The 25,495-nt window shown below is 65.5% G+C and carries 25 protein-coding genes; 12 read left to right on the top strand and 13 right to left on the bottom strand.

What is annotated here, in order from left to right; genetic code table 11:
- Positions 1-40 precede the first annotated feature (40 nt).
- From LG661_RS00400 to LG661_RS00420, 5 genes are all read right to left on the bottom strand, one after another.
- On the bottom strand, positions 41-361 hold the full coding sequence (locus tag LG661_RS00400) for an HPr family phosphocarrier protein (RefSeq protein WP_230529872.1): 321 nt from the start codon (positions 359-361) through the stop codon (positions 41-43).
- A 5-nt stretch (positions 362-366) separates the two neighbouring features.
- A complete protein-coding gene (locus LG661_RS00405; protein WP_230529873.1) occupies positions 367-768 on the bottom strand; it encodes a PTS sugar transporter subunit IIA in 402 nt (133 codons plus the stop codon).
- A gap of 88 nt (positions 769-856) precedes the next feature.
- Positions 857-1,312: an HPr kinase/phosphorylase gene (locus tag LG661_RS00410; protein WP_230529874.1), complete on the bottom strand. Its 456-nt coding sequence runs from the start codon at positions 1,310-1,312 to the stop codon at positions 857-859.
- A complete protein-coding gene (locus LG661_RS00415; protein WP_230529875.1) occupies positions 1,309-3,141 on the bottom strand; it encodes a sensor histidine kinase in 1,833 nt (610 codons plus the stop codon). The genes LG661_RS00410 and LG661_RS00415 overlap by 4 nt, the downstream gene beginning before the upstream one ends.
- 130 nt (positions 3,142-3,271) lie before the next feature.
- Positions 3,272-3,970: a response regulator transcription factor gene (locus LG661_RS00420; RefSeq protein ID WP_230529876.1), complete on the bottom strand. Its 699-nt coding sequence runs from the start codon at positions 3,968-3,970 to the stop codon at positions 3,272-3,274.
- Between the two features lie 181 nt (positions 3,971-4,151).
- Between LG661_RS00420 and LG661_RS00425 the strand changes: the two genes are divergently transcribed.
- From LG661_RS00425 to LG661_RS00435, 3 genes are all read left to right on the top strand, one after another.
- Entirely contained in the window at positions 4,152-4,883 is a 732-nt protein-coding gene (locus LG661_RS00425) for a HugZ family pyridoxamine 5'-phosphate oxidase (protein ID WP_230529877.1), read from the top strand.
- Positions 4,884-5,069: 186 nt separating this feature from the next.
- A complete protein-coding gene (locus tag LG661_RS00430; RefSeq protein ID WP_230529878.1) occupies positions 5,070-6,680 on the top strand; it encodes a phosphoenolpyruvate carboxykinase in 1,611 nt (536 codons plus the stop codon).
- A gap of 67 nt (positions 6,681-6,747) precedes the next feature.
- Positions 6,748-7,842: an NAD(P)/FAD-dependent oxidoreductase gene (locus LG661_RS00435; RefSeq protein ID WP_230529879.1), complete on the top strand. Its 1,095-nt coding sequence runs from the start codon at positions 6,748-6,750 to the stop codon at positions 7,840-7,842.
- A gap of 45 nt (positions 7,843-7,887) precedes the next feature.
- On the opposite strand, the gene LG661_RS00440 is transcribed toward LG661_RS00435, so the two are convergent.
- The gene (locus tag LG661_RS00440) at positions 7,888-9,294 is read right to left on the bottom strand and encodes a sodium:proton antiporter (RefSeq protein WP_230529880.1); all 1,407 of its coding nucleotides are present in this window, start codon (positions 9,292-9,294) and stop codon (positions 7,888-7,890) included.
- A gap of 173 nt (positions 9,295-9,467) precedes the next feature.
- Here LG661_RS00440 and LG661_RS00445 point away from each other — a divergent pair, with 173 nt between their 5' ends.
- Positions 9,468-10,256, top strand: a complete 789-nt coding sequence (locus LG661_RS00445; protein WP_230529881.1) for a class II glutamine amidotransferase — start codon at positions 9,468-9,470, stop codon at positions 10,254-10,256.
- A 44-nt stretch (positions 10,257-10,300) separates the two neighbouring features.
- Here LG661_RS00445 and LG661_RS00450 read toward each other — a convergent pair whose 3' ends face one another.
- From LG661_RS00450 to LG661_RS00460, 3 genes are all read right to left on the bottom strand, one after another.
- Positions 10,301-10,585: a hypothetical protein gene (locus LG661_RS00450; protein WP_230529882.1), complete on the bottom strand. Its 285-nt coding sequence runs from the start codon at positions 10,583-10,585 to the stop codon at positions 10,301-10,303.
- Positions 10,586-10,783: 198 nt separating this feature from the next.
- A complete protein-coding gene (locus tag LG661_RS00455) occupies positions 10,784-11,494 on the bottom strand; it encodes a glutathione S-transferase (RefSeq protein WP_230529883.1) in 711 nt (236 codons plus the stop codon).
- 34 nt (positions 11,495-11,528) lie between these two features.
- Positions 11,529-12,017: a MarR family winged helix-turn-helix transcriptional regulator gene (locus tag LG661_RS00460; protein ID WP_230529884.1), complete on the bottom strand. Its 489-nt coding sequence runs from the start codon at positions 12,015-12,017 to the stop codon at positions 11,529-11,531.
- 90 nt (positions 12,018-12,107) lie between these two features.
- Between LG661_RS00460 and LG661_RS00465 the strand changes: the two genes are divergently transcribed.
- Together LG661_RS00465 and LG661_RS00470 are read left to right on the top strand one after the other, a co-directional pair.
- On the top strand, positions 12,108-12,548 hold the full coding sequence (locus LG661_RS00465) for an antibiotic biosynthesis monooxygenase family protein (RefSeq protein ID WP_230529885.1): 441 nt from the start codon (positions 12,108-12,110) through the stop codon (positions 12,546-12,548).
- 14 nt (positions 12,549-12,562) lie between these two features.
- Entirely contained in the window at positions 12,563-13,102 is a 540-nt protein-coding gene (locus LG661_RS00470; RefSeq protein ID WP_230529886.1) for a cytochrome b, read from the top strand.
- A gap of 18 nt (positions 13,103-13,120) precedes the next feature.
- Here LG661_RS00470 and LG661_RS00475 read toward each other — a convergent pair whose 3' ends face one another.
- Positions 13,121-13,615: a GNAT family N-acetyltransferase gene (locus LG661_RS00475; RefSeq protein WP_230529887.1), complete on the bottom strand. Its 495-nt coding sequence runs from the start codon at positions 13,613-13,615 to the stop codon at positions 13,121-13,123.
- 3 nt (positions 13,616-13,618) lie between these two features.
- Positions 13,619-16,666 carry a DNA polymerase I gene (gene polA / locus LG661_RS00480; protein ID WP_230529888.1) on the bottom strand — a complete coding sequence of 1,016 codons (3,048 nt, stop codon included), beginning with the start codon at positions 16,664-16,666 and terminating at the stop codon, positions 13,619-13,621.
- A gap of 385 nt (positions 16,667-17,051) precedes the next feature.
- Here polA and LG661_RS00485 point away from each other — a divergent pair, with 385 nt between their 5' ends.
- Positions 17,052-17,297, top strand: coding sequence for a hypothetical protein (locus LG661_RS00485; RefSeq protein ID WP_230529889.1), 246 nt, complete (start codon positions 17,052-17,054; stop codon positions 17,295-17,297).
- Positions 17,298-17,434: 137 nt separating this feature from the next.
- Positions 17,435-18,553: a calcium-binding protein gene (locus tag LG661_RS00490; RefSeq protein WP_230529890.1), complete on the top strand. Its 1,119-nt coding sequence runs from the start codon at positions 17,435-17,437 to the stop codon at positions 18,551-18,553.
- Between the two features lie 83 nt (positions 18,554-18,636).
- On the opposite strand, the gene LG661_RS00495 is transcribed toward LG661_RS00490, so the two are convergent.
- A complete protein-coding gene (locus tag LG661_RS00495; protein ID WP_230529891.1) occupies positions 18,637-19,839 on the bottom strand; it encodes an ROK family protein in 1,203 nt (400 codons plus the stop codon).
- A gap of 232 nt (positions 19,840-20,071) precedes the next feature.
- Here LG661_RS00495 and xylF point away from each other — a divergent pair, with 232 nt between their 5' ends.
- From xylF to LG661_RS00515, 4 genes are all read left to right on the top strand, one after another.
- Positions 20,072-21,118, top strand: a complete 1,047-nt coding sequence (xylF, locus tag LG661_RS00500) for a D-xylose ABC transporter substrate-binding protein (RefSeq protein WP_407666606.1) — start codon at positions 20,072-20,074, stop codon at positions 21,116-21,118.
- A gap of 153 nt (positions 21,119-21,271) precedes the next feature.
- Positions 21,272-22,570, top strand: coding sequence for a sugar ABC transporter permease (locus LG661_RS00505; RefSeq protein WP_230529892.1), 1,299 nt, complete (start codon positions 21,272-21,274; stop codon positions 22,568-22,570).
- A gap of 13 nt (positions 22,571-22,583) precedes the next feature.
- A complete protein-coding gene (locus tag LG661_RS00510) occupies positions 22,584-23,363 on the top strand; it encodes an ATP-binding cassette domain-containing protein (protein ID WP_230529893.1) in 780 nt (259 codons plus the stop codon).
- Between the two features lie 28 nt (positions 23,364-23,391).
- Complete coding sequence (locus LG661_RS00515) at positions 23,392-24,144, top strand: SDR family NAD(P)-dependent oxidoreductase (RefSeq protein ID WP_230529894.1); 753 nt, start codon at positions 23,392-23,394, stop codon at positions 24,142-24,144.
- On the opposite strand, the gene LG661_RS00520 is transcribed toward LG661_RS00515, so the two are convergent.
- Positions 24,141-25,469 carry an AmpG family muropeptide MFS transporter gene (locus LG661_RS00520; RefSeq protein WP_230529895.1) on the bottom strand — a complete coding sequence of 443 codons (1,329 nt, stop codon included), beginning with the start codon at positions 25,467-25,469 and terminating at the stop codon, positions 24,141-24,143. The two genes, LG661_RS00515 and LG661_RS00520, sit on opposite strands and share 4 nt — an antisense overlap.
- Between the last annotated feature and the right edge of the window lie 26 nt (positions 25,470-25,495).

Consider the following 25,495-nt stretch of genomic DNA (forward strand, 5'->3'; position numbering starts at 1 on the left):
CCGGATCGCCGTCAAAGGTCATGCCTCTGAGGCGGATCGATCACTCATCCTCGCCGAACTTATTGGCGAGGAGATCGTCGATGGCCTGCAGGCAGGAAGCTGCGTCTGCGCCCTTGGCGGAAACGGTGATGGTGGTTCCCTGAGCGGCCGCGAGGGTGAGGAGGCCCATGATGGAGCGCCCGCCCACGGTCTCGCCGCAGCGGGTCACCGTCACGTCCGCATCGAAACGCTCGACGGTCTGGACGAACTTGGCGGAGGCGCGGGCATGAAGGCCGCGGCGGTTGATGATGGGAAGTTCGCGGACCTCGGCTCCCTCGGGGATCGGGGCAGGGGGGCAATCCTGGTCGAGGGGATGGTCCATGGCGCTTATTTTCCCGACAGGACGCGCGAGGCGATGTTGATGTATTTCCGGCCGGCTTCCTGGGCGTGACATACGGCGTCGGACAGGGTTTCCTCGTCCCGGACGCTCGCCAGCTTGATGAGCATGGGAAGGTTGATGCCGGCGACCACCTCGACGGACTGGCCGTTCATGCAGGAAAGGGCGAGATTCGAGGGCGTGCCCCCGAACATATCGGTCAGCACCACGACCCCCTGCCCCGAATTGACCCGGCTCACCGCGGCCATGATGTCCTTGCGCCGGGTCTCCATGTCATCGTCAGGTCCGATCGTGATCGTTTCAAGCTGCTCTTGAGGCCCCACGACATGCTCCAGCGCGGCCTTGAACTCCGTCGCGAGCTGCCCGTGAGTGACGAGCACCATTCCTATCATAATGTTCCCGGTCCGATCGCTCCTTGAGCGGAGCCGCTATTTTGTGCACTGCGAAGCCAAGCGCAAGAGCAATGAGACGAAAAGTTCATCACAGTGTCACGACCGTGTCGCAGACACCACTCAGGCAGGCCAGAACAATGTCCGCGGAGCTTAGCGCGGATTTCAAACGGATGCGAGGGATTGTGACGCCACACAGGCTGCTGCTTTTGTCGTGCTCCTCCGGATAGCGCGGCGGGTCCTCGACAAGGTCGACGATAAGCCGGATCACAGCGGCGGATTCGTGGGGCTGCGCAACGATGCCGATGCCGTGGATCTCGATGAGGCCCTCGATGGGCTCCACCGGGATAGCGACGAGGCGGCCGTGCCGCTCCCTGATGCGGGTCCTGTCGTCGCTGACGAGCCTGGCGAAGCGGCCATCCCGGAGGGCGCTGCGGACCACGTCGCGGGCGAGGGTCGACTTCCCGGCTCCGGAATCTCCGCGGATCAGGAGGCCGGCCTCGCCCACCAGGACACAGCTGGCGTGGATGGTCTCCGGATCGCTCAAGACTCCCTCTTCCCCTGATCCCGGCGTCCCTGATCCTTTCGGCTCTTCGGGCCCTCGGCCGGGAGGCGGATGATGAAGCGGGCTCCGAGCCTCGTCGGCTCCCCGTCCTCGTCCGGCGGGCCGAGGCGGTTCTCCGCCCGGATGGTGCCCCGATGCGCCTCGACGATCTGGCGGGAGATGGAGAGCCCCAGTCCCGAATTCTGGCCGAAGCCCTGCTCGGGCCGGTCCGTGTAGAAGCGTTCGAAGATCCGGCTGAGGGCGTCGGGCTCGATGCCCGGTCCGCTGTCCTCCACGAGGATCTCGGCCTCGGTCTTGCGGCGGCGGAGCGTGATCCGCACCGGCTCGTCGGGCGGCGAGAAGGAGCGGGCATTGTCGATCAGGTTGTTGAGAACCTGGCTCAGGCGGCTGTCGTGGCCGAGCACCAGGAAGGCGTCCTTTCCGCCCGGGTGCTTCTCGACGGACAGGGTGATGAGAGGATCCGTCTCCTGGCGCCTCTCATTGGCGATGGAGACGACCGCATCGAGAAGCTGCGCGAGGTTGAGCGGCTCCGCATCGGCGCGCGCCAGTTCCGCATCGAGGCGGGAGGCGTCCGAGATGTCGCTGATGAGCCGGTCGAGACGCCTGACGTCATGCTGGATGATCGACATGAGCCGCTGGCGGGAGTCGTCGCTCTTGGCGAGGGGCAGGGTCTCCACGGCGCTGCGAAGGGAGGTCAGTGGATTCTTCAATTCGTGCGCCACGTCCGCCGCGAAGCTCTCGATGGCGTCGATGCGGTTGTAGAGCGCTCGCGTCATGTCCCGCAGAGCGCCGGAGAGATGGCCGATTTCGTCCGCGCGGGCGGTGAAATCAGGGATCTCCAGGCGGGACTTGGTGCCCCATCGCACCCGTTCGGCCGCCTCCGCGAGACGGCGGACGGGGCCAGCGATGGCGCCGGCGAGCAGCAGGGACAAAACGATCATCACCACCACGGCCACGAGGAAGACCTGGAGCAGGGCGAAGCGTTCGGAAGCGATGATGGCGTCGATGTCGCCTTCCTGCGTGGAGAGCAGGAGCACGCCCTGGACCGTGCGGAAACGTTGGACGGGCACCGCCACGGACACGATGGTCTCACCCCGCGCATTCACGCGCACGACGCTGGTCGGCTGTCCGGTGAAGGCCTGCTGCACTTCCGGCAGGGACTTGCCGTTGGCCGGACCCGGCTCCTCGCGGACGGGACGGCGCTGACGGCGGAAGAGCTTGCGGACGGTATTCCACATGCGCTCGATGGAGCTCGTCGTGTCCTCGACGGTCGCGACCGGCGGCAGGTCTTGGCGCAGGATGTCCCCGCGGGAATAGAACGTGCCGGAATCGAGCAGCAGGGTGCCTTCCCGGTCGAAGATACGGGCTCGGGTCCGGGTCGGGGTCACGAGGCGTCGCAGGAGAGGAGCGACCCGCTCGGGATTGATCGAGAATTCGAGGAAGGAGAAGGCCTCCTCGTTGAAGCGCTCCGTATCGCCCGCCTGCATCTGCAGCAGCTTGTCCGGGTCGATGGCGATGGTGTTGGTCTCCACCGTGGCGGAGCTGGCGATGGCGCCGGCGATGATCTCGCCCTGGATCAGGAGGCTTTGGACCCGCGCCTCGATCAGGCCCTCGCGAAACTGGTTGAGATAGAGAAAGCCGACGAGGAGAGCCACGAGGCCGACGAGGTTGAGAACGATGATCCGTCGCGTCAGGCTCGACGAGAGGCGCTGCGAGATCATGCGGCCGAACGTCCTCAGTCGCGCCAGGGCGCCACGGGGGGGCGGCAGGTCGTCGAGCGCCGCCTCGGCGTGGATGGGATCAGCCTTCATGCCACTCATTCAGCACGACCCGGCGAAACGAGGCCGCATCGTGCACGTCTTTCCTGGTTTGCGCCCGCCCGTTCCGAGGGCCGGCATCCGTTGCGCCGAAACGGCCCTCGAGATGGCGCCGCTCGCAGCGTCAGGCTTCCTTGAAGCGGTAGCCGACGCCGTAGAGGGTCTCGATCATTTCGAAACTCTGGTCAACCGACTTGAACTTCTTGCGCAGCCGCTTGATGTGGCTGTCGATGGTGCGGTCGTCCACATAGACCTGATCGTCATAGGCCGCATCCATGAGGGCGTTGCGGCTTTTCACCACTCCAGGGCGGGTGGCGAGCGCCTGGAGGATCAGGAACTCGGTGACGGTCAGCGTCACCGGCTCGCCCTTCCAGGTGCAGGCGTGACGCTCCGGATCCATCTTGAGCTGGCCGCGCTCGAGCGCCTTCGGGTCCGCTTCCCGGGGAACGGTCTGGTCCTTGGGGGCGAAGCGGCGCAGCACCGCCTTCACGCGCTCGACCAGCAGGCGCTGGGAGAAAGGCTTCCGAATGAAGTCGTCCGCGCCCATCTTGAGGCCGAACAGCTCGTCGATCTCCTCGTCCTTCGAGGTCAGGAAGATCACGGGCAGATCCGATTTCTGGCGCAGGCGGCGCAGCAGCTCCATCCCGTCCATGCGCGGCATCTTGATGTCGAAGATCGCAAGATCCGGGGGGGCATGCTTCAACCCGTCCAGGGCGGAAGCCCCATCGGTGTAGGTCTGAATGCGGTAGCCCTCCGCCTCGAGGGCGATGGACACGGAGGTCAGGATGTTGCGATCGTCATCGACAAGGGCGATCGTTGGCATGAACTCTTCCTTGCTCAACCAGAGTCACTGTCAGGGCTTCGCCTGACAACGCAAAGGGCCTTAAGACGTGCCCAACTGCGCCTTTCTCATGGCATAAATATGGTTTCCTCCTCGAAGAACCAGAGGAGAGGCTGCAGAGGTGGAGGCTATAGCCCGCCACTTCAACCGGAGGTGAACGATCATGAGCGATCAAGAGCGGGCCGAATCCGACTTCGACGCGGTCGGCCTAGCCAAAAATCTGCTGCGGACGATCAGGTCCGGGGCCCTTGCCACGCTTGGGCCGGACGGGATTCCCTTCGCCACTCTTGTGACGGTTGCGACCGATATCGACGGCTCGCCCCTTCTCCTCACCTCGCGCCTGTCGAGCCACACGGCCAATCTCGACTGTGAGCCGCGGGTCTCGATCCTCCTGGCCCAGACCGGGAAAGGCGATCCGCTCGCCCATCCCCGGCTGACCGTGATCGGCCGTGCCGAGCGGGCGCAGGAGCCCCGTATCCGCGCCCGCTTCCTGGCACGGCATCCCAAGGCCGCTCTTTATGCAGATTTTCCCGATTTTTCCTTCTGGCGGGTGGAAATCCTGGGCGGTCACCTCAACGGGGGCTTCGCCCGGGCGGCAGGGCTGGCCGCCGCCGGGCTTCTCACGGACCTTGCCGGGGCCGAGGCCCTGGTCGAGGCGGAGCCCGGGGCCGTGGAGCACATGAACGAGGACCACCGGGAGGCCCTGGAGCTCTACGCGACCCGGCTCGCCGGGGCGCCGGCGGGGGAGTGGCGGACCACTGGCATGGACCCGGAGGGCATCGACCTCCTGCTGGGCGACAAGACGGCGCGGGTCGTCTTCCCGGAGCGGGTGGTCCATCCGAAAGACCTCCGCCGGGTCTTAAAAAATCTCGCGGATCAGGCCCGCAGCGGCTAGCGCGTGGGAAAATAGAATGCCATGGAACGCCGTCGGTTGACGGCGACGTCCGCTGACCTAAACATCCCTTGTTCAGGCGGATGTGCGGAGAGGCGGGCCGTCTTCGTCTGAGATTTGTTCATGTGACGGCCATCGGGCGGCGGCGCATCATGCCGGCCGGCGATCGGCGATCAGGAGAAGTCTTCCGTGGAAAACATCGGCGTCTTCAACAGCGCTCGGGGCGCTGAAGCCTTCGGCTTCCGCAGCCTTAAGAAGGTCTACTGGAATCTCGAGGCTCCCGCGCTCTACGAGCAATCCCTGGGCCGGGCTGAGACCAAGCTCGTCAAAGGCGGCGCACTCCTGGCCGAGACCGGCATCCATACGGGCCGCTCCCCCAAGGACAAGTTCGTGGTGCGCGACGAGGCCGCGGAGAGCACCGTCTGGTGGGACAATAACGGCGCGATCACGCCCGGCAACTTCGAGACCCTGCTGCAGGATTTCCTCGCCCATGCGGAGGGCAAGGAGCTGTTCGCCCAGGATCTCTACGGCGGCGCGGACCCGTCCTACCGGGTCAAGACGCGCGTCTTCACCGAGTTCGCCTGGCACTCCCTCTTCATCCGCAATCTCCTGATCCGTCCGGAGATGGGCGAGCTGAAGGACTTCCTTCCGGAGCTCACCATCGTCGACCTGCCGACCTTCAAGGCGGATCCGGCCCGGCACGGCTGCCGTTCGGAGACAGTCATCGCCTGCGATTTCACGCGCAAGATCGTGCTGATCGGCGGCACGTCCTATGCGGGCGAGATGAAGAAGTCAGTCTTCACCTATCTCAACTACGTGCTGCCCACGCAGAACGTCATGCCCATGCACTGCTCCGCCAATGTGGGACACGGGGGCGACGTGGCCGTGTTCTTCGGGCTCTCCGGCACGGGCAAGACGACCCTCTCCGCCGATCCGAACCGAATCCTGCTGGGAGACGACGAGCACGGCTGGGGGCCGAACGGCGTCTTCAATTTCGAGGGCGGCTGCTACGCCAAGACCATCCGCCTGTCCCGCGAGGCCGAGCCCGAGATCTACGCCACCACGGAGCGCTTCGGCACGGTGCTGGAAAACGTGGTGATCGATCCCATCACGCGCATTCCCGATTTCGACGATGCGTCGCGCACCGAGAACACGCGCTGCGCCTATCCGCTCGACTTCATTCCGAACGCGAGCGCCACGGGCCGCGCCGGGATTCCGAAGAACATCGTGATGCTTACCTGCGACGCCTTCGGCGTGGTGCCGCCCATCGCCAAGCTGACGCCGGCCGAGGCCATGTATCACTTCCTCTCCGGGTACACCGCGAAGGTGGCGGGCACTGAGAAGGGCGTGAAGGATCCGGAGGCGACCTTCTCCACCTGCTTCGGCGCGCCCTTCATGCCGCGACACCCTTCCGTCTACGGCAATCTGCTGCGCGACCTCATCGCCAAGCATTCCGTCGATTGCTGGCTCGTCAATACCGGCTGGACGGGCGGCAAGTACGGGGTGGGACGGCGCATGCCGATCCGCGTCACCCGCCGCCTGCTGACGGCGGCGCTGGACGGCTCGCTCAACCGCGCCGATTTCCGCCGCGATCCCTATTTCGGTTTCGCGGTGCCGACCTCGGTGCCGGGCGTGGAGCCGCATATCCTCTATCCGGTCAAGACCTGGCAGAACAAGGCGGAGTTCGCCGAAACGGCGAAGCGCCTGATCGACATGTTCAACGAGAACTTCAAGCGCTTCGAGGCGCATGTGGATTCCGACGTACGTTCCGCCGGGCCGCAGACGTCGATTGCGGCTTGAAGCATCCCGATTGAACGGTAAGACAGGCGGCGGCTCTCGGGCCGCCGTTTTGCATTGAGGGTCGTCCATGGAGGTTCTCGTCATCGGAGCCGGCGTCGTCGGTCTCGCCATCGCGCGGGCGATGGCCCTGCGCGGCCACGGCGTCATCGTCGCCGAGGCGACGGGCGGCATCGGCAACGGCGTTTCCTCGCGCAACAGCGAAGTGATCCATGCGGGGATGTACTACCCGTCGGGCTCCTTGCGCGCCCGTCACTGCGTCGCCGGACGTCGGATGCTCTACGAGTTCTGCGGGAGCCACGGCGTGCCTCACAGGAAATGCGGCAAGCTCATCGTGGCGACGAACGAGCTCGAACAGGCCAAGATCGAGGGCATCTACGAGCAGGGCATCGCCAACGGCGTGGAGGGACTGTCGTTGCTCTCCGGTGAAGAGGCTAGGGCCCTCGAGCCGAACCTTGCCTGCGCCGGCGCGGTTCTGTCGCCGGAAACCGGCATCGTGGACAGCCACGCCCTCATGCTCGCCCTCCAGGGCGACCTCGAGGCGGCGGGGGGAATGATCGCCTTCCATACGCCCGTCGAGCGGATCGCGCAGAACGGGGCGGGATGGTACGTGCATGTGGGCGGAGCGGAGCCCGCGGAGATCGCCGTCGACGCGGTGATCAATGCGGCGGGCCTCGGAGCGCAGGCGCTTGCCCGTGCGACGGATGGCTATCCGTCCGAGCGCGTGCCGCCGCTCGTGCTGGCCAAGGGCAATTATTTCGGCTGCCTCGGCAAGCCCGCCTTCTCGCGGCTGATCTATCCGGCGCCCGTCGACGGGGGGCTCGGCACCCATGTGACGCTCGATCTCGCCGGGCGCATGCGGTTCGGACCCGATGTGGAATGGATCGAGGAGGAGGCCTACGAGGTCGATCCGCGCCGCGCGGAGAGCTTCTATGCCTCCATCCGCCGCTACTGGCCGGGGCTCCCCGACGGCGCGCTGGTGCCCGACTATTCCGGCATCCGCCCGAAGCTCTCAGGGCCCGGCGAGAAGGCGATGGATTTCATGGTCGACGGCCCGGCCGAGCACGGCCTTCCCGGTCTCGTCCACCTCTTCGGCATCGAGAGCCCGGGACTGACGTCTGCGCTCTCGCTCGCGGAAGACGTGGCGGAGCGTCTGAACACGTAAGGCGTCATCCCGGTCGGGCTGGCCGATCCGGGGTGACCTCATCGATCAGGCCCCGAAGAACAGGAACGTGGCGACGAGGAAGACCGGCACCAGGATGCCGCCCGACCACAGGAGATAGCCGAAGAAGCTCGGCATCTTCACGCCGCCGTTGCGGGCAATCGCATAGACCATGAAGTTGGGGGCGTTGCCGATGTAGGAGTTCGCGCCCATGAAGACGGCGCCGGCCGAAATGGCGGCGAGAGTCTGGGCTCCGATCGTCATCAGAGCCTGCGGATCGCCGCCGGCGAGTTCGAAGAAGACGAGGTAGGTGGGCGCATTGTCGAGGAACGAGGAGAGCCCGCCGGTGAGCCAGAAATAGGCGGCGTGGTTGGGGCTGCCGTCCTGGTTCGACACGAGCGCGACGAGAGGTGCGAAGGCGCCGTCCGCACCGGCCTGGAGCATGGCGAGCACCGGGATGATGGCGATGAAGATTCCGGCGAAGAGCTTCGCCACCTCCGCAATCGGCCCCCAGGAGAACCCGTTCTCGATCCGGTTCTTGCGCGGCGTCAGCATCAGCGAGACCACGGTGACGGCGATCATGGTAGCATCGCGCAGAGCGTTGGAGGCTGCAATCTCCGTGCCGAGCACGGTGAAGCGGCCCATGTCCACCGTTGCGCTCATGAGGATTGCGCCGATGATGACAAGGATCAGCAGGAAGTTGATGCCGCCCATGATGCGCACGGGGTTGTCCGGCGTCGGGTCGGGCTTGACGCGGCCCTCCTTCTTGTAAATCGCGAGATCCACGACGAAGAAGAGCGCGAGCAGGACGCCGGCGACGAAGAGTGTCTCGGACAGAAGATGCGTCGTCGTCCAGAAGAAGTCTACGCCGCGCAGGAAGCCCAGGAACAGCGGCGGATCGCCCAGCGGCGTGAGAGAGCCGCCGATATTCGACACGAGGAAGATGAAAAAGACGATCACGTGCACGTTGTGCCGCCGGTCGTCATTGGCGCGCATGATCGGGCGGATCATCACCATGGAGGCGCCGGTCGTGCCGATCAGGCTCGCGAGCACCGTGCCGAGGGCGAGAATGGCGGTGTTGGTGCCGGGCGCGCCATGGATGTTGCCGCGCACCAGGATGCCGCCGGCCACCGTGAACAGCGCGAACAGCAGCAGGATGAACGGGATGTATTCCAGGAAGGCCGTGTGGGCCAGCGCGTGGATCGCCGCCTCCGGCCCCGCGACGAGGGCCATGGGAATGAGGACGAGGAGCCCCCAGAAGACTGCGATCTTGCCCTGGTGATGTTCCCAGAAATGGTGCGCTACCAGCGGGAGAACGGCGATGGAGAGAAGAATTCCGGCGAAGGGCAGGGCCCAGACGAGGCCGAGGCTCGCTCCGTCGAAACCTGCGGCGAAGGCTGCCTGAGGCAACAGGGTCAAGGCGGCGGCGAGCGCCAGGCGGTGACGGCGAAGCATGTCTCTAAAAGCCCCATTGCGCCGGTTGGCCAGCGTTTCTTGTCTGGTATGGCAACGGTTTAAGGGAAGGGGGGCAACCCTGCAACGGCCTAGCCGTTAACTGGTTGTTCACCTTGAGGGAAAGATAGTACAACAAGGTTGCAAAGCCTTGCTGCGCCAGGGGTTGGATGCCGATGTGCCGCTTTCTTGCCTACCGGGGAGAGCCGATCTTCCTCGACGATCTCGTCTGTGCTCCGGCCCACTCGCTGGTCCACCAGTCGCTGCATGCGGTCGAGGCGAAGACAGGCACGAACGGGGACGGCTTCGGCATCGGCTGGTACGCGGAGCGCCAGGAGCCGGGGATCTACCGGGAGGTCCGCCCCGCCTGGTCGGACGAGAACCTGAGAAGCCTGTGCGAGCAGGTGCGCTCCGGCCTTTTCTTCGCCCATGTGCGCGCCTCCACCGGCACCTCCACGACACGGGCAAACTGCCATCCCTTCTACCACGGCCGCCACCTCTTCATGCATAACGGGCAGATCGGCGGCTACGGGCGCATCAAGCGCCGCCTTGAGAGCCTGATTCCGGACGACCTCTACGACCGCCGCCTCGGCACGACGGATTCGGAGGCGATTTTCCTCCTCGCGCTGGCCAATGGCCTGGCCGAGGCGCCGGTCGAGGCCATGGCCCGTACGCTCAAGCAGGTGCGCGCCATGATGAAGGAGGCCGGGATCGACGAGCCTCTGCGCTTCACAGCCGCCTTCACCGACGGCGAGGATCTTTGGGCCTATCGCTGGGCCTGCGACGCCAAGCCCCCGACCCTGTATTTCCGGGAGGAGAACGGCAATCTGCTCGTGGTCTCCGAACCCATCGACGACAAGGCGAAGGGCTGGCGGGAGGTGCCGAAAGGCTGCAGCCTCATCGCCAAGGGCGGCCGCGTCGAGCTGGAATGCCTCAACGAGGCCATGAGCCGGCTGGCGGCCTGAAGCCCTCCGACCTGAGGCGGCTGTCCGGGGGGCAGATCCGCCCTCTAGGAATTCAGCCCGCCGGTCGCCTGGGAGATCAGCGGCAGCAGTGCCCCTTTCAGAGCTTCCATCTGCATCTCGGTTTCGGCCTGAACAGATCCCGCATTCGGGTTCAGGAGGGCGCGCAGGCGGGCGTTTTCCGCCGCGAGCCGGTCGTTATCGGCCATCAGGATGGCCACCTTCTCCTCGGCGATGCGCAGGCGGGTCTGAGCCTCGTTCCGCTCCTGCTCACGGATCTGGACTCGGTCGCGCCAGAGCCGGGTCGCGACGGTTTCGGCTTCGTGGTTCATGGGCGGCTCCTGATCGATCAATGGCACGAACACAATGACGAGCCATGGCTCAGCCCCAGCCATGTCTACGGACAGTACAATCTTATTGCGCCATGAGGAACTGGCGCCGTACCTTGCCAGGTGAGGGCAGTCGCGTCGGCTCGGCCTTCATGGATATGTGATTGTGCGCGCTGTACCTTAACAGATCGTTGCCGGACCTTACCCATCCAGCTCCGGATAACGCCGGAAGATGCCGTCCTCGTTGAAGGGGATGCGGCGCGGGCTTTCGCAATAGGCTTTGATGCGCGGTCTTGCGGCGACGGCCTCGTGCAGCGCCGCCACGCGGGGAAACTCCTTCAGGATCCGCTCGGTGGCTTTGGGAAACGCATAAGAGAGACCCTCGACCGTCTGGAAGAGGGAGAGATCGGCATAGGTCAGTCTGTCGCCGACGAGATGCTTCTCGCCCGACGGGTTGCGGGCCAGGATGTCCTCGAACCAGCCCAGAAACTTCGGAATCCTGTTCTCGCGAAAGTCCTCCGCGCGCCGGAGGGCCTCCTCCTTCTGGTCGTCGTAATAGAGGTTCACGCTCACCGGATGATGAGTGTCATGCGCCTCCGCGACGAGATCCGCGATCGTAAGCTGGATCTGGTGCGTCCACAGGCCCCCGACCGGGTCTTTCGGGGCGAGATCGTGCCGCGCGCCGAGGTAGAGCAGGATCCCTGCCGTCTGGCTGACGATGGTTTCCCCGTCCTTGAGGAAAGGCGGCGCGAAGGGTGGATGCTCCGCATTTTCCATGATCCGCATCATGGCCTGAATGCCCTTGGGGCCCCGCGCCACGTCGACGTAGTCCGCTCCCGCTTCTTCGAGCGCCAGCCGCACGAACTCGCCGCGTCCCTGGATGGTCGGCCAGTAATAGAGTTCGTAGGCCATGGGGCGCTCCCTTCCTGCGATGTCGGGCGGAGAATTAGGAGGCTGTGTCGGAACGGCCAGAGCCCTCCGCGTCCTCCATCCCTTTGCGCTTGAGGTCCGCCTGCAGGGCGTCGATGACCTGCCCCATCACACGCAGGAAGGCCTTCCGGGCCACAGGTGGCAGGGGGGCGAGCGCCGCCTCGTTGACGGCCCGGGCCGCGTCTGTGGCGGGAGCCTCCAGGGCGCGGGCCTTGACGGTCAGATAGATGCACTGCGCCCGCCCGTCCTGCGGATGGGGCCTGCGCTCGATGAGGCCGTCCCGCTCCATGCGGGTGAGGGTGTTGGCGATGGTCGCCTGCTCCAGGTCGAGGCGCTCCACCAGCTGCTTCTGGGTGAGCCCTTCCTCGCTCCAGAGCTGGAGCAGGATGGGGAACTGGCCCGTGCTTAAACCCAGCGGCTTGATGCGCTCGGTCAGCGCCGCCGCGAACAGGCGCGCCATATGGTTGACCACATAGCCGGCCGATTGGTCCTTGTCGAAACTCATGGAAGAACTCGGAAAGATAGCGTGCATTCTAATTTGCATAGCGTCCTATTCAATGATATATAGCGTGCTATATACATGCAGGAGGCTATCATGCGTTTCGCCACAATGCTTGCCGCCGCAACGATCGCGGCCGCCGTCCCCGGCAGCACCTTTGCAGAGGAGGGGCCCAAGCTCTCGGATTTAGCCAGAAGCGACGGCACAAGCTTTGCCGAGCAGCTCCGTTCCGCTCCCGCCGGGCCCATCGTGCTTCTCAATACGTTCCTGGTGCAGCAGGGTGAGGCCGAGGCCTTCAGGCGGGGCTGGGCAAAAGCCGCCGAAGTGCTGCGCCGGCAACCGGGCTTCGTCTCGACCACCCTTCACCGGCCGGTCGGCGGCTCGCGCCTGTGGGTCAATCATGCAGTCTGGGAAAGTGCCGGGGCCTTCGCAGCCGCCCTTGCGACGCCCGAGTTTCGGGCTGCCGCCGCCTCCATGAAGCAGACCGGCTTCCGCCGTCTCTACCACGCCGAGCCAGCGCTCGGGCCTGCCCTCTGATCGGGAGATCCGCCATGACGATGAGAAGCACTTCTGAGCGATACGGAACCGTCGCCCTCGCGCTGCACTGGACGAGCGCAGCGCTGATCCTGGCGCTCATTCCCTTAGGCTTCGCCATGCAATCGGCCCCCGATGCCGCACGTCTCGGTCTCTACCGGGTTCATGTGGGGATCGGGATCCTCGTCGGGCTTCTGACCCTGGCCCGTCTCCTCTGGTGGCTCGCCCTCGACCGCAGGCCGGTGCCTTCCGTCTCGCATACGCTCCTTCAACGCCGCCTCGCCAAGGCCGTCCATGCCGGGTTCTACGGCGTGGTGCTCATCCTGGCCGTCAGCGGCATCGGCATGATGGCGGCAAGTCCCCTGGGCGAAGCGCTCGCCTCCGGCAAGCTTGCGCTCATGCCGGCGGACCTGATGAACCTGCCGCCGCGTCTCGCACATGGAGCCATGGCGCGGCTCTTGATGGCGCTGCTGGTGCTGCACGTGGCCGGAGCGCTCTACCATCATTGGGTCGGGCGCGATGGGACGCTGGGACGGATGGCGGTCCGGTTGCGCTGATTCGACCGGCCTTACGCATCAAGCCTCGGAGGCGAGCGTTTCGAGCGCCTCGCCTTCCAGCCGCATGTGGCGGTGGTGGAGGTCGCGCATGCCAATAGCCTCGTAGAATCGGATGGCCGGGCGGCCTTCTTCGACGAACAGCTCGACCCGTATCCAGCCGCGCTCCAGCGCAATCCTGGCGACAGCAGCCATCAACATCCGCGCCGCTCCCGTGCGGCGCTCCTGAGGCGCCACATAGAGAGCATGGACGATTCCCATCGGCCTGCCGCGCCAGCCGGCATAGCCGCGGAAAAAGGATACACATCCCACGGGCGTGTCGTTGCGCAGGGCGATCAACGCCTCGAAGAGGGGATCCGGGCCGAACCGGTCCGCCCGGATCCTCTCGATCGACGTCCAGGGAGCCTGGCCCGGCAGATGGTCCTCGATCAGCCCGGCAACGAGGCCAAAGATCGCTTCCGAATCCTCGGCAGTCGCCGGACGAATCTTCAGGTCGCATGAGGCGTGCTCCGGCATTGCCTAATGCGCCTCGTCCCAGTTCTGCGCCGCGCGCGCCTCGACGGCCAGCGGCACCTTCAGCATGATCGCGGGGAAGGGGGCTTCGGTCATGACGCGGGAGATCACCGGAAGGGTCGCCTCCACCTCCTCGTCGGGCGCTTCGAACACCAGCTCGTCGTGCACCTGCAGCAGCATGCGGGCGGAGAGACGCTCGGCTTTTAGCGCATCCTCCATGCGGATCATGGCGCGGCGGATGATGTCGGCAGCCGTGCCCTGGATCGGCGCGTTGATCGCCTGGCGCTCCACGCCCGCGCGCTCCGACGGGTTGCTCGACCTGATCTGCGGGTAATGGCACACGCGCCCGAAGAGCGTGGTCACATAGCCCTTGTCCTTACAGGCCCTCTTTGTCTCGTCGATATAGGTGCGGATGCCCGGGAAGCGCTCGAAATACTGCTTGATGAAGGCGGAAGCCTCCGCGTTCGGAATGCCGAGGCGGGTGGCAAGGCCGAAGGCCGAGATGCCGTAGATGATGCCGAAATTGATGGTCTTGGCCTGACGGCGCAGGTCGGATGTCATCTGGTCGAGGGGCACGCCGAACATGGCCGATGCCGTGGCCGCATGAATATCCTGGCCCCTCGCGAAGGCCTCCTGCAATTGCGGGATATCGGCGATATGCGCGAGGATCCTGAGCTCGATCTGGCTGTAGTCGGCCGAGATGATCTTGTGCCCTTCCGGCGCGATGAAGGCGGTTCGGATCTTGCGGCCGGCCTCCGTGCGGATCGGGATGTTCTGCAGGTTCGGGTCGGACGAGGACAGGCGCCCCGTCGTGGTGGCGGCGAGCGAGAAGGATGTGTGCACCCGCCTGGTGTCGGGGTGCATGTGCTCCTGCAGGGTGTCGGTATAGGTCGATTTTAGCTTCGCGAGCTGACGCCATTCGAGGATCTTCGCGGGCAGCTCATGGCCGGCCTGCGCGAGCTCTTCGAGGAGGGTTGCGGGCGTCGCCCACTGGCCGGACGGCGTCTTCTTCGCGCCGGGCAGGCCCATCTTGCCGAAGAGGATATCGCCGATCTGCTTAGGGCTTCCGAGAGCGAACTTCTCGCCCGCCATCTCCTGGATCTCGTCCTCCAGCCGCGCCAGCGTCTGGGCGAAATCGCCCGAAAGACGACTGAGGATCTGCCGGTCCACCAGGATGCCGCGCATTTCCATGCGCGCGATCACGTCGATGAGCGGGCGCTCCAGCGTCTCGTAGACGGTGGCGCGATGCTCCGCCACCAGACGGGGTTTGAGAAGCTGCCACAGGCGCAGGGTGACGTCCGCGTCCTCTGCCGCATAAGCCGTGGCCTTGGCGATCTCGACCTTGTCGAAGCTCACCTTGTTGCGGCCCGTGCCCGCGACCTCAGAGAAGCTGATCGGCGCGTGGCCGAGGTGGCGGCGGGAGAGCTCGTCCATGCCGTGCGAGCCCTTGCCTGCATCGAGCACGTAGGAGATCAGCATGGTGTCGTCGTAGGGTCGCACGTCGATATTGTGGCGCTTGAAGACGATCCAATCGTATTTCAGGTTCTGGCCGATCTTGAGAACGGAAGCGTCCTCGAGCATCGGCCGAATGACGTCGAGCGCATCCGTCACCGGAATCTGCCCCGCCACAAGCCCGCTGCCGAAGAGATCGGATTCGTCCCGGTGCTGGAGCGGCACATAGGCTGCCTTGCCGGGCTCCAGGGCCAACGAGAAGCCCACGAGATCCGCGCGGTTGGCGTCGAGGTCGCTGGTTTCCGTATCGACGGCGACATAACCCTGCTCGCGCGCCTGGGCCACCCACTCCTTCAGGCGTTCCAGGCTCATGATCGTCTCGTAGGACGTCACGTCGAAGGGTGTGGACGAGGCTTCCGTCGCCCGTTTGCCTGCGAGCTGCGAAGGCGTGCCGATTCCCTCGACGGGTTTGCGCGCAGCGCCCGCCTCCGGCAGGTCGAGACCGGCGAAGGGATCGACCTCGCCCGAGGCGGCTCCGTCCTCGCCGAAGAAGGGCGTGGCCTCGGGATGGGCGCCTGAAGGGCCGTTGCGTGTCCAGGCGATCGCCTCGCCGCCCGGCATGAGGCGCGGATCGGGCTCGATGGCGGCAGGATCGGCCTCGTAGAGCTCCGCCACCCGGCGGGTGACGGTGCTGAATTCCATGGCCTTGAGAAAGGCGATGAGCGTTTTCGGGTCGGGTTCGGGCAGGCGCAATTCGTCGAGCGCCACCGGCAGCGGGGCCTCGCAGTCGAGGGTCACGAGCTTCTTGGAGAGCCGCGCGGCCTCCGCATTGTTGATGAGGGTCTCGCGGCGCTTGGGCTGCTTGATCTCGGAGGCGCGCGCGAGAAGCGTTTCGAGATCGCCGTATTCCTTGATGAGCTGCGCTGCGGTCTTCAGCCCGATGCCGGGCACGCCCGGCACGTTGTCCGAGGTGTCGCCCATGAGCGCCAGCACATCGCCGATCTTTTCCGGCGGGATGCCCTCCCACTTCTCGGTGACGGCGGCCTCGTCCAGGTTCCGCTCGGGCCGGTAGCCCGGCTTGCCCTTGGAGCCCGATTCGAAATCGTAGAAGCAGACCTTGGGACCCACGAGCTGCATCAGGTCCTTGTCGGAGGAGATGATGAGCACGTCCGCGCCCCGCGCCTTCGCCTCCTGGGTATACGTGGCGATGAGGTCGTCCGCCTCGTAGCGGGCCTGCTCGATGGGCTCGAGACCGAAGGCGCGGATGGCCTCGCGCATCAGCGGCATCTGGACCTTCAGGTCGTCGGGCGCATCCGGGCGGTGGCCCTTGTAGTCCTCGTAGAGCTCCTTGCGGAACGAGCCTTCGGACTTGTCGAGGATGATGGCGAGATGGGTCGGCTTCAGGCCCGCCGCCCCGTCGCGGACGAATTGCAGGAGCTTGGACACGAAGAGCCGCACGGCCCCCGTCGGCATCCCGTCCGACACGCGGGCATTGTACTTCTGGTCCTGGTTCATGGACTGGAAGTAGGCCCGGAAGATGAAGGAGGAGCCGTCGACGAGAAAGACGTGGTCGCCGGCTTGAACGGGACGGGAGGAGGGCATCTGGTCTCGGGGCTTATTGGGGCTGCTCTGAGGGGAAGAAATAGCGGGTTCGGGGGCGGATGGCTATGGGTGGCTGACGGGGAGACCTCGCGGGCCTGCGACAGCATGACCGCCCGTGAGAGATGCTCGTCCGAAGAGATGCGCGGATCTGCCGTTTTCTTCCATTTTGATGTCTCCAGGGCCTTGGGAAGAAAGGCGTTTCATCCCCTCCGGAGACCTGTTCCTTGCTCAAGGGAGGCCTTGCCTATGTGCGCAGCAGCACTTCAAAGGCAGCCAGCGAAACGACATAGTGTTGCGAATCCGACTTCCGTAAGGTATGTGGCTGCGACCGTTATACCGTCTCGTGAGGGATGGTGCCCCACAACAGGAATGCCGGGAGACAGCCATGACCAAGACCTGGAAAGCCGACGCCCTGATCACCGACCATGATCAGGCGCGCCCCACCATCACCATGCTGCCGAATGGCGGCTATGTGGCGACCTGGCAGTATCCCAATCAAAGCAGGATCAATATCCGGATCTATGACGGCGACGGCAATCCGACCGGCCTGAAAAAGCGATCGAGACAGGACCGGGAGCCCAGAACGTCAGCGTCCTTGCCTACAACGACCAGAACGGTGACTTCGCCCTGACCTGGAGCGAAGGGACGAAGGGTTCGGGAGACCGGTCGGTCAAGATCCAGGCCTTCAGCATCGACGGAAGCCCCAAGACCGAGAACCCGGTCACCATCGGCTCCAACCTGCAACTCGCAGAAACCAACATTCCCGCGGTGGCCCGCTATGACGACGGCTATCTGGTGGCTTCCAGCACGGATGGAAGCAGTGAAGAATGCATCCTGCTGACCTTCCAGGGCACCGACACGCCACGCGAGCCCATAAAAATCCTAGGCCCGAGCCCAGGTCGTCCGGACATCACCCAAATTGGCGCAGACCTCTTTGCGGTCACATACAAGGCCGGGGCGAGCGTTTGTGTCGTTACCGTAAATGTCGTCACTCGGACCATTAGCGCAGTCACGGGCGACGACACCTACCACGTGGATGGCGCCGACACCGTCTTCGAGTTCGCCGGCGCGGGCTACGACAAGGTGGTGGTGACCACCAGCTACACCCTGACCGAGGGCTCGCAGGTCGAGGCCATCGAGGTCGCCGCACTGGCAGGCGTCACCCTGACCGGCAACAGCGCGTGGAACACGCTGTCCGGCAATGCCGGCAACGATGCGCTCCACGGCCAGGCCGGCAATGATGTCGTCGACGGCGGCGTCGGCGCGGACGTGATGCATGGCGGGCTGGGCGACGACGTGTTCTACGTCGACAACGCCGGCGACCAGGTGGTGGAGGCAAAGGGCGGCGGCCGGGATACGGTCTACGCCAGCGCCAACTTCGCCAGCCGTTCGAGCTACGAGGTGGATGTCATCTACGCCACCGCCGGCCACTCCAACCTCTCGCTCGAGGGCGACAAGGCGGCCAACTCGATCTACGGCAACGCGGGCAAGAACAAGCTCTGGGGCGGGTCGGGCAACGACTATCTCAAGGGCGGCTCGGGCAAGGACACCTTCGTGTTCGACACCAAGCTCTATTCGGCGAAGACCAACAAGAGCAAGGACCTGGACAAGATCGCGGACTTCAAGGTCAAGGACGACACGATCTGGCTCGACAACAAATACTTCAAGAAGATCGGCTCCGGCTCGGAGCGCAAGCCCAAGAAGCTGAAGAAGGACTTCTTCACCGTCGGCTCCGAGGCCGAGGACCGCAACGACCGCATCGTCTACGACAAGAAGAAGGGCGTGCTGTACTACGATGCCGACAGCTCGGGCTCGAAGGACGCGGTGGCGTTCGCCAAGCTCAAGAAGAACCTCAAGATGACCTACAAGGATTTCTACGTCATCTGAGGCTGAGCGGATTGCGACGCGAAAAGGCCCCGGCGGCAACCCCGCCGGGGCCTTTTGCCGTTCGCAGGCCCGCGCGGAAGGCCTCACGCCGCCTTCAGCCGCGCCAGGTCGAAATCAAGCTCGCGCAAGGCCTGCATCACCACGCCTTCCGTCAGCAGGTCCATGGAGGAGTCCACCACATGGATGGCGGCGAGGTCCCGCAGCTCCGGGATGGTCTGGATAGCGAGCGCCGCTTCGAAGGAGGGGCGCAGCAGGTCCATGGCCCGCGTGCCGGGGCCGCAGATCACGATGTGGTCAGGCTCGAGCGTCTGGACCAGGATGCCCACCGCATCGCCCAGAACTTCGCCCGCCGCCTGGAACAGGTTCAGGAGCGCGGGGTCGCCGGCGCGGGCCTGGGCGACGATCGCCTCCATGGAGTCTTCGCTCGGGATCAGCGTGGTCGGAGCCGGGCGGTGGTCGATGAGCTGGGCGTCCCGGTGAAGAGCGTAATCGGCGAGATAGGCCTCGATGCAGCCGCGCCCACCGCAGCGGCATTGCGGGCCGCTCCGGCGCAGGCGCACATGGCCGAACTCGCTGCCGCCGGATCGCGCGCCGCGATAGAGCTCCCCCTGGACGAGGAGGCCCAGGCCCACGCCGTCCCCCACCATCAGGCAGGCGGTCCGCCCGGAGCGGAAGTCGGGATTACGCTGGGCGATGGCGAAGGCCATGGCGCTGGCGTCGTTCTCGATCAGGACCGGCTTGCCGAGCCGGCGCTCCAGGCCCGCCGCGAGCGGCAGATCGCGGGCGCCGAGCACCGGGCTCCAGGCCACGATGCCGTCGCGGGTGTCCACATAGCCCTGGCAGGCCAGCCCCACCGCCTTCACGTCGGACGCGCCTGTCTCTGCGGCGAAGGCGGTGATCGTCTCCGCCAGGACGTCCATCAGCTCCTCGGCCTCGAGATTGCGCAGGGGGCGCTCCACGTGGCGGCTTGCCCGGTTGCGCCCGGCGCTGTCCACGAGCCGCAGCTCGATGCGGTTGAAGCCGGTCCAGACCCCCACCACGAAGCCGAGTGTGTCGGCGAAGAACAGGCGCACCTTGGGGCGGCCCCGCAGCAGGCCCGACGCATGCTCGCCGCTCTCCTCCGTCACCAGGATGCCCTCGTCCAGAAGGCTGGCGGTCAGGTCGGAAACGCTGGCCGGGCTCATGCCGAGGCGCTGGCCGATCTCCACCCGCGCCAAAGGGCCCTCGCGACGCAGCACGTCGAGCAGACGGCGCCGGGCGGATTCGCGGGGGGAGAGAGGGATCATGGTGGGGACTGCACTTTATTCGCGAAATGAATAAAACAATTCCGATCTGATAGCATATCCGACGAAAATATAACCGGTAACTGGCTTGAAGACCGGATCGATTACGGTAATTATTTTCCCGCTCGAAAAATTAAGAATGGCAGGCGAGCCATGTCCGTCCACCCTCAACGGGTCGACAGCCTGCCAGAAGCAGAAGGGGCACGGCGAGGAATGCGCCGCCCAGGAGGAAACGATGGTATTGAAAAATCTCGCTCTGATCAGTTTCGCCGCCCTGACGCTGTCGGCCACGACGGCCCTCGCGCAAGGGAAGGGTCCCACCGTCGGCGTCAGCTGGTCCAACTTCCAGGAAGAGCGCTGGAAGACCGACGAAGCAGCTATCAAGGCCGCTATCGAGAAGGCCGGCGGCACCTATGTCTCGGCGGACGCCCAGTCCTCGCCGGCCAAGCAGCTCACCGACATCGAGAGTCTCATCGCCCGCGGCGCGGATGCGCTGATCGTGCTGGCGCAGGATTCGGACGCCATCCGCCCGGCCGTGGAGAAGGCCATCGCCGAGGGTATCCCGGTCGTCGGCTATGACCGCCTCATCGAGATCCCGCAGGCCTTCTATCTCACCTTCGACAACGTCGAGGTCGGCCGTCTCCAGGCCCGCGAAGTAATGAAGGTGAAGCCCGAGGGCAACTACGTCTTCATCAAGGGCTCCGGCTCCGATCCGAATGCGGACTTCCTGTTCCAGGGCTCGATGGAAGTGCTCAAGCCCGCCATCGACGCCGGCAAGATCAAGAATGTCGGCGAGGCCTACACGGACGGCTGGCTCCCTGCCAACGCGCAGCGGAACATGGAGCAGTTCCTCACCAAGAACAACAACAAGGTCGATGCGGTCGTCGCGGCCAATGACGGCACGGCGGGCGGCGCCATCGCGGCTCTTGCCGCGCAGGGCATGGCAGGCTCGGTGCCGGTCTCCGGTCAGGACGCCGACAAGGCGGCCCTCAACCGCGTGGCGCGCGGCACGCAGACCGTGACGGTGTTCAAGGATGCCCGCGACCTCGGCCGCAACGCGGCGGAAATCGCGGTGCAGCTCGCGGGCGGCAAGAAGCTCAACGAGATCCAGGGCGCGACGACCTGGAACCAGGGCCCGAAGAAGCAGAACATGACCGCTCTCTTCCTGCGCCCGGTGGCGATCACGAAGGACAACCTCAACGTCGTGATCGACGCGGGCTGGGCCTCGAAGGACGTGGTCTGCCAGGGCGTCGAGAAGGGCACCGTCAAAGCCTGCGACTAAACCTCTGGCCTGAAAAGCTCCGCCTCCGTGTCATCCCCGGCTGGAGGCGGCCATAACGCTGGGGGAAGGGGATCCATCGCCACGTCCTCGTGTTTGTGGATCCCCTTTCTGCACCTGCGACGCGCCGGGGATGACACCCTCTTGTGTGAAGCCATGACCGTACCCGCCGCCACGACCGCCCCACCGCAGAGCACGGCTTCCGGCTCGCTCCTCTCGCGCCTCGAGATCGACGTTCGCATGCTTGGCATGGTGGCGGCGCTCGCCGTCATCTGGGTCCTGTTCGACCTCCTGTCGGGCGGCCTGTTCCTGACGCCGCGCAATCTCTGGAACCTGTCGGTCCAGACCGCCTCCATCGCAGTCATGGCGACAGGCATGGTGCTCGTCATCGTCACCCGCAACATCGACCTGTCGGTCGGCGCGATCCTCGGCGTGGTCGCCATGATCATCGGCGTGGTGCAGGTGCAGCTGTTGCCGTCCTGGCTCGGCTTCAATCACTGGCTCACGGCTCCCATCGCCGTTCTCGTCGCGGTGACCGTCGGCGGGCTGATCGGCCTCTTCCAGGGCTGGCTCATCGCCTACCTCGCCATTCCCTCCTTCATCGTGACGCTCGGCGGTCTGCTCGTCTGGCGCGGCGCGGCCTGGTGGGTCACGACGGGCCAGACCATCGCCCCCATGGACGCCAACTTCAAGGCGCTCGGCGGCGGCATCGAAGGCGCGCTCGGCGCAACAACCACCTGGATCATCGCCGCCGTCGCCTGCGGGCTGATCGTCGTGGCGCTCGGCTTCTCCCGCCGTCGGCGAGTCCGTTTCGGCTTCCCCGTTCGCCCGGCCTGGGCGGAGGCCGCCATCGCTCTCGTCGCCTGCGGCGCAGTGCTCGGGGCGGCGGCCATCGCCAATTCCTATCCGCTTCCCGTCCGCACGGCCCGGCGCTGGGCCGAGGCCAACGGCATTCCCTGGCCGGAAGGCGGGCTGTTCATTCCGCACGGCGTCGCCCTGCCTGTGCTGGTCGCGATCCTCGTCGGTCTCGTGATGACCTTCCTCGCGCGGCGCATGCGCTTCGGCCGCTATGTCTTCGCCATCGGCGGCAATCCGGAGGCGGCGGAGCTGTCGGGCATCAACACCCGCTGGACGCTGATGAAGGTGTTCGGCCTCATGGGATTCCTGTGCGGCATCTCCGCCTGCATCTCGACCGCGCGCCTCAACGCGGCGACGAACGCGGCGGGCACCCTCGACGAGCTTTATGTGATCGCCTCCGCCGTGATCGGCGGCACCTCGCTCGCCGGCGGCATCGGCACCATCGCGGGCGCGATGCTCGGCGCCCTCGTCATGCAGTCCCTGCAATCGGGCATGGTGCTGCTCGGCGTCGACGCACCGCTGCAGAACATCGTCGTCGGCGCGGTGCTGGTGCTCGCGGTCTGGGTCGATGGCCTCTATCGCCGCCGCATCAAGTAAGGAAAGACGCGTCATGCAAGGAAATGGAACGACGCCTCTCGTCGAGATGCGCAACATCTCCATCGCCTTCGGCGGCATCAAGGCGGTGGACGGCGTGTCCGTCGACCTGCGCCCCGGCGAGGTGGTGGGGCTGCTCGGCCACAACGGCGCGGGCAAGTCGACCCTCATCAAGATTTTGTCGGGCGCCTACAAGCCGGATGCAGGCGAGATCTATGTCAATGGGGAGCGCGCCGATATCGACACCCCGCGCGACGCCAAGGGCTACGGTATCGAGACCATCTATCAGACGCTGGCGCTCGCCGATAACATCGATGCCGCCGGCAACATCTTCCTCGGGCGAGAGGTGCTCACGACCTACGGCACGCTGGACGATGCCACGATGGAGGCCGAGACCCGCAAGGTGATGGCGCGCCTCAACCCGCATTTCCGCCGCTTCAAGGAGCCGGTAAAGGCCCTGTCCGGCGGCCAGCGCCAGTCGGTGGCGATTGCGCGCGCGATCTACTTCAACGCCCGCGTTCTCATCATGGACGAGCCGACGGCGGCGCTCGGCCCCGCCGAGACGCAGCAGGTGGCCGATCTCGTGCTGCAGTTGAAGAAGGAAGGCATCGGCATCTTTCTCATCAGCCACGACATCCACGACGTCTTCGGCCTCGCGGATCGCGTCAGCGTGATGAAGAACGGCAAGCTCGTGGGCTCTGCCAATGTCCAGGACGTCACACAGGACGAGGTGCTCGGCATGATCATCCTGGGCAAGTGCCCACCGGGTGCCGTTCCGGGACCGGGCGCAAGCTGATCGTCAACAATTCCGCAAGAGAGATTCCATGACCCAGACCATCTATCCCTCCCTGAAGGGCAAGGCCGTTCTCGTCACCGGTGGTGCAAGCGGCATCGGCGAGAGCATCGTCCGTTCGTTCCATGCTCAGGGGAGCAAGGTCGCGATCCTCGACTACAATGCGGAGGCGGGCGAGGCCCTGGCGAAGGAGCTGGGCGAGCGCGTTCATTTCGAGCACAACGACGTGCGCGATGTTCCCGCGCTCCAGGCGGCGATCCGGCGCGCGAGCGAGGCGCTCGGCCCCATCACGATCCTGGTGAACAATGCCGCGCGCGACGACCGGCACACCGTCGATCAGGTGACGCCCGAGTACTGGCGTGAGCGCTTCGCCACCAATCTCGACCACCAGTTCTTCGCGGCGCAGGCCGTGCTGCCGGACATGGAAAAGGCCGGCGGCGGCTCCATCATCAACATGGGCTCGACGAGCTACATGGTGAGCGACGATTCCTTCGCGGCCTACAAGACTGCGAAATCCGCCGTCGTGGGGCTCACCCGTGCGCTGGCGCGCGAGCTCGGATCCAAGGACATTCGCGTCAACTGCATCGTGCCGGGCTGGATCATGACGCAGCGCCAGATCGACCTGTGGCTCACGCCCGAAGGCGAAAAGGAGCTGCTCAAGCGTCAGTGCGTGAAGCGCAAGCTCGTGCCACAGGACATCGCCAACTTCGCCCTCTTCCTCGGCTCGGAGGATTCCAGCGCCATGTCCGCGCAGACCTATCTCGTGGATGGCGGCTGGGTTTAAGCGCGCGACCCGGCGCCGAGAGCGGGAACGGCCTTGTCTTCCGGCGCCTCGTCCTTCTCCCTCACAGTCTTCAACGTGTCACGCCGCACGACGAAGCACAGGATTACCAGGGGGATGCCGATGCTGGCGGTGGCGGTGAAGAGCAGGGGATAGCCGTAGGCGTCCACCACCGCTCCTGAGGCGCCGCCGATGAGCTTGCCGGGCAGGGCGTAGAGCGAGCTGAGCAGGGCGTATTGGGTCGCGGCAAATCCCGGCGCGGTCAGGCCTGACATGTAGGCCACGAGAGCCGCGCCCGCAAAGCCACCGGCGAAGTTGTCGACGCTGATCGAGAGGATCAGCAGGTTGAGGACAGCGCCCTCCGCTGCGAGCCAAGCGAACATCAGGTTCGATCCGGCGGCGATGGCGGCGCCGATCAGCAGGGACCACCAGAGGCCGATGCGGGTGAGCGCCAGACCGCCGGCGAACGCCCCGATGATGCCGATCCAGACTCCGTAGAGCTTCGAGACGCTCGCGATGTCCGCCTTCGAGAAGCCGAGGTCGATGTAGAGCGGATTGGCCATGATGCCGCCCGCGTAGTCGGGAATCCTGTAGCAGGCGATCAGGGCCAGGATCGGAATCAGCATCTTTCCCTTGCGCCGGAAAAGATCGGCCAGAGGCTCGACGATGGCCTGGGCGAAGGGAAGACGCTGCCGGGCCGGACCCTCGTCAATCCGGGGGGCCAGCAGAGTGCCGATCAGGCCGACGCCCATGAGCGCAGCCATGGTGAAGTAGGCGCTCGTCCAGTTGACGAATTCCGCGATGTAGAGCGCGCCCGCACCTGCGGTGATGAGGGCGAGGCGGTAGCCGAGCAGGAGGCTTGCCGCCATCATGCCCTGGCGCTCCGTCGAGGCCGCATCGATGCGCCAGCCGTCGATGACCACGTCCTGCGTTGCCGAGAAGAATGCGACAAGAACGGCAAAGACGATCGTGAGCGTGAGACCGCTCTGCGGGTTGCTCAAGGCCATGCCGGCCAGTCCGGCTGCCAGGGCGAGCTGCGACAGGGCCATCCAGGCGCGTCGCCGCCCGAGAAGGTTCGAGAGAACCGGCACGTCATAGCGGTCGACGAAGGGAGCCCAGAGGAACTTCAGGGAATAGGCCAGAGCGACCCAGCTCATCAGCCCGATGAGCGTCAGCGAAATCCCGGCTTCCCGCAGCCAGGCCGAGAGCGTGCTGAAGACGAGAAGGATTGGCAGTCCCGAGGAGAACCCCAACGGCAGCATGAGCGCGATGCGCCCGTCGGTCAGGACATCGCGAATGGTGAGGCGGCGTTTGGAAACAGGAGCCATGGAACAGTCTTGCGGCTGACAAAGGG

This window comes from Microvirga roseola, from assembly GCF_020866965.1.
Taxonomy (GTDB): domain Bacteria; phylum Pseudomonadota; class Alphaproteobacteria; order Rhizobiales; family Beijerinckiaceae; genus Microvirga; species Microvirga roseola.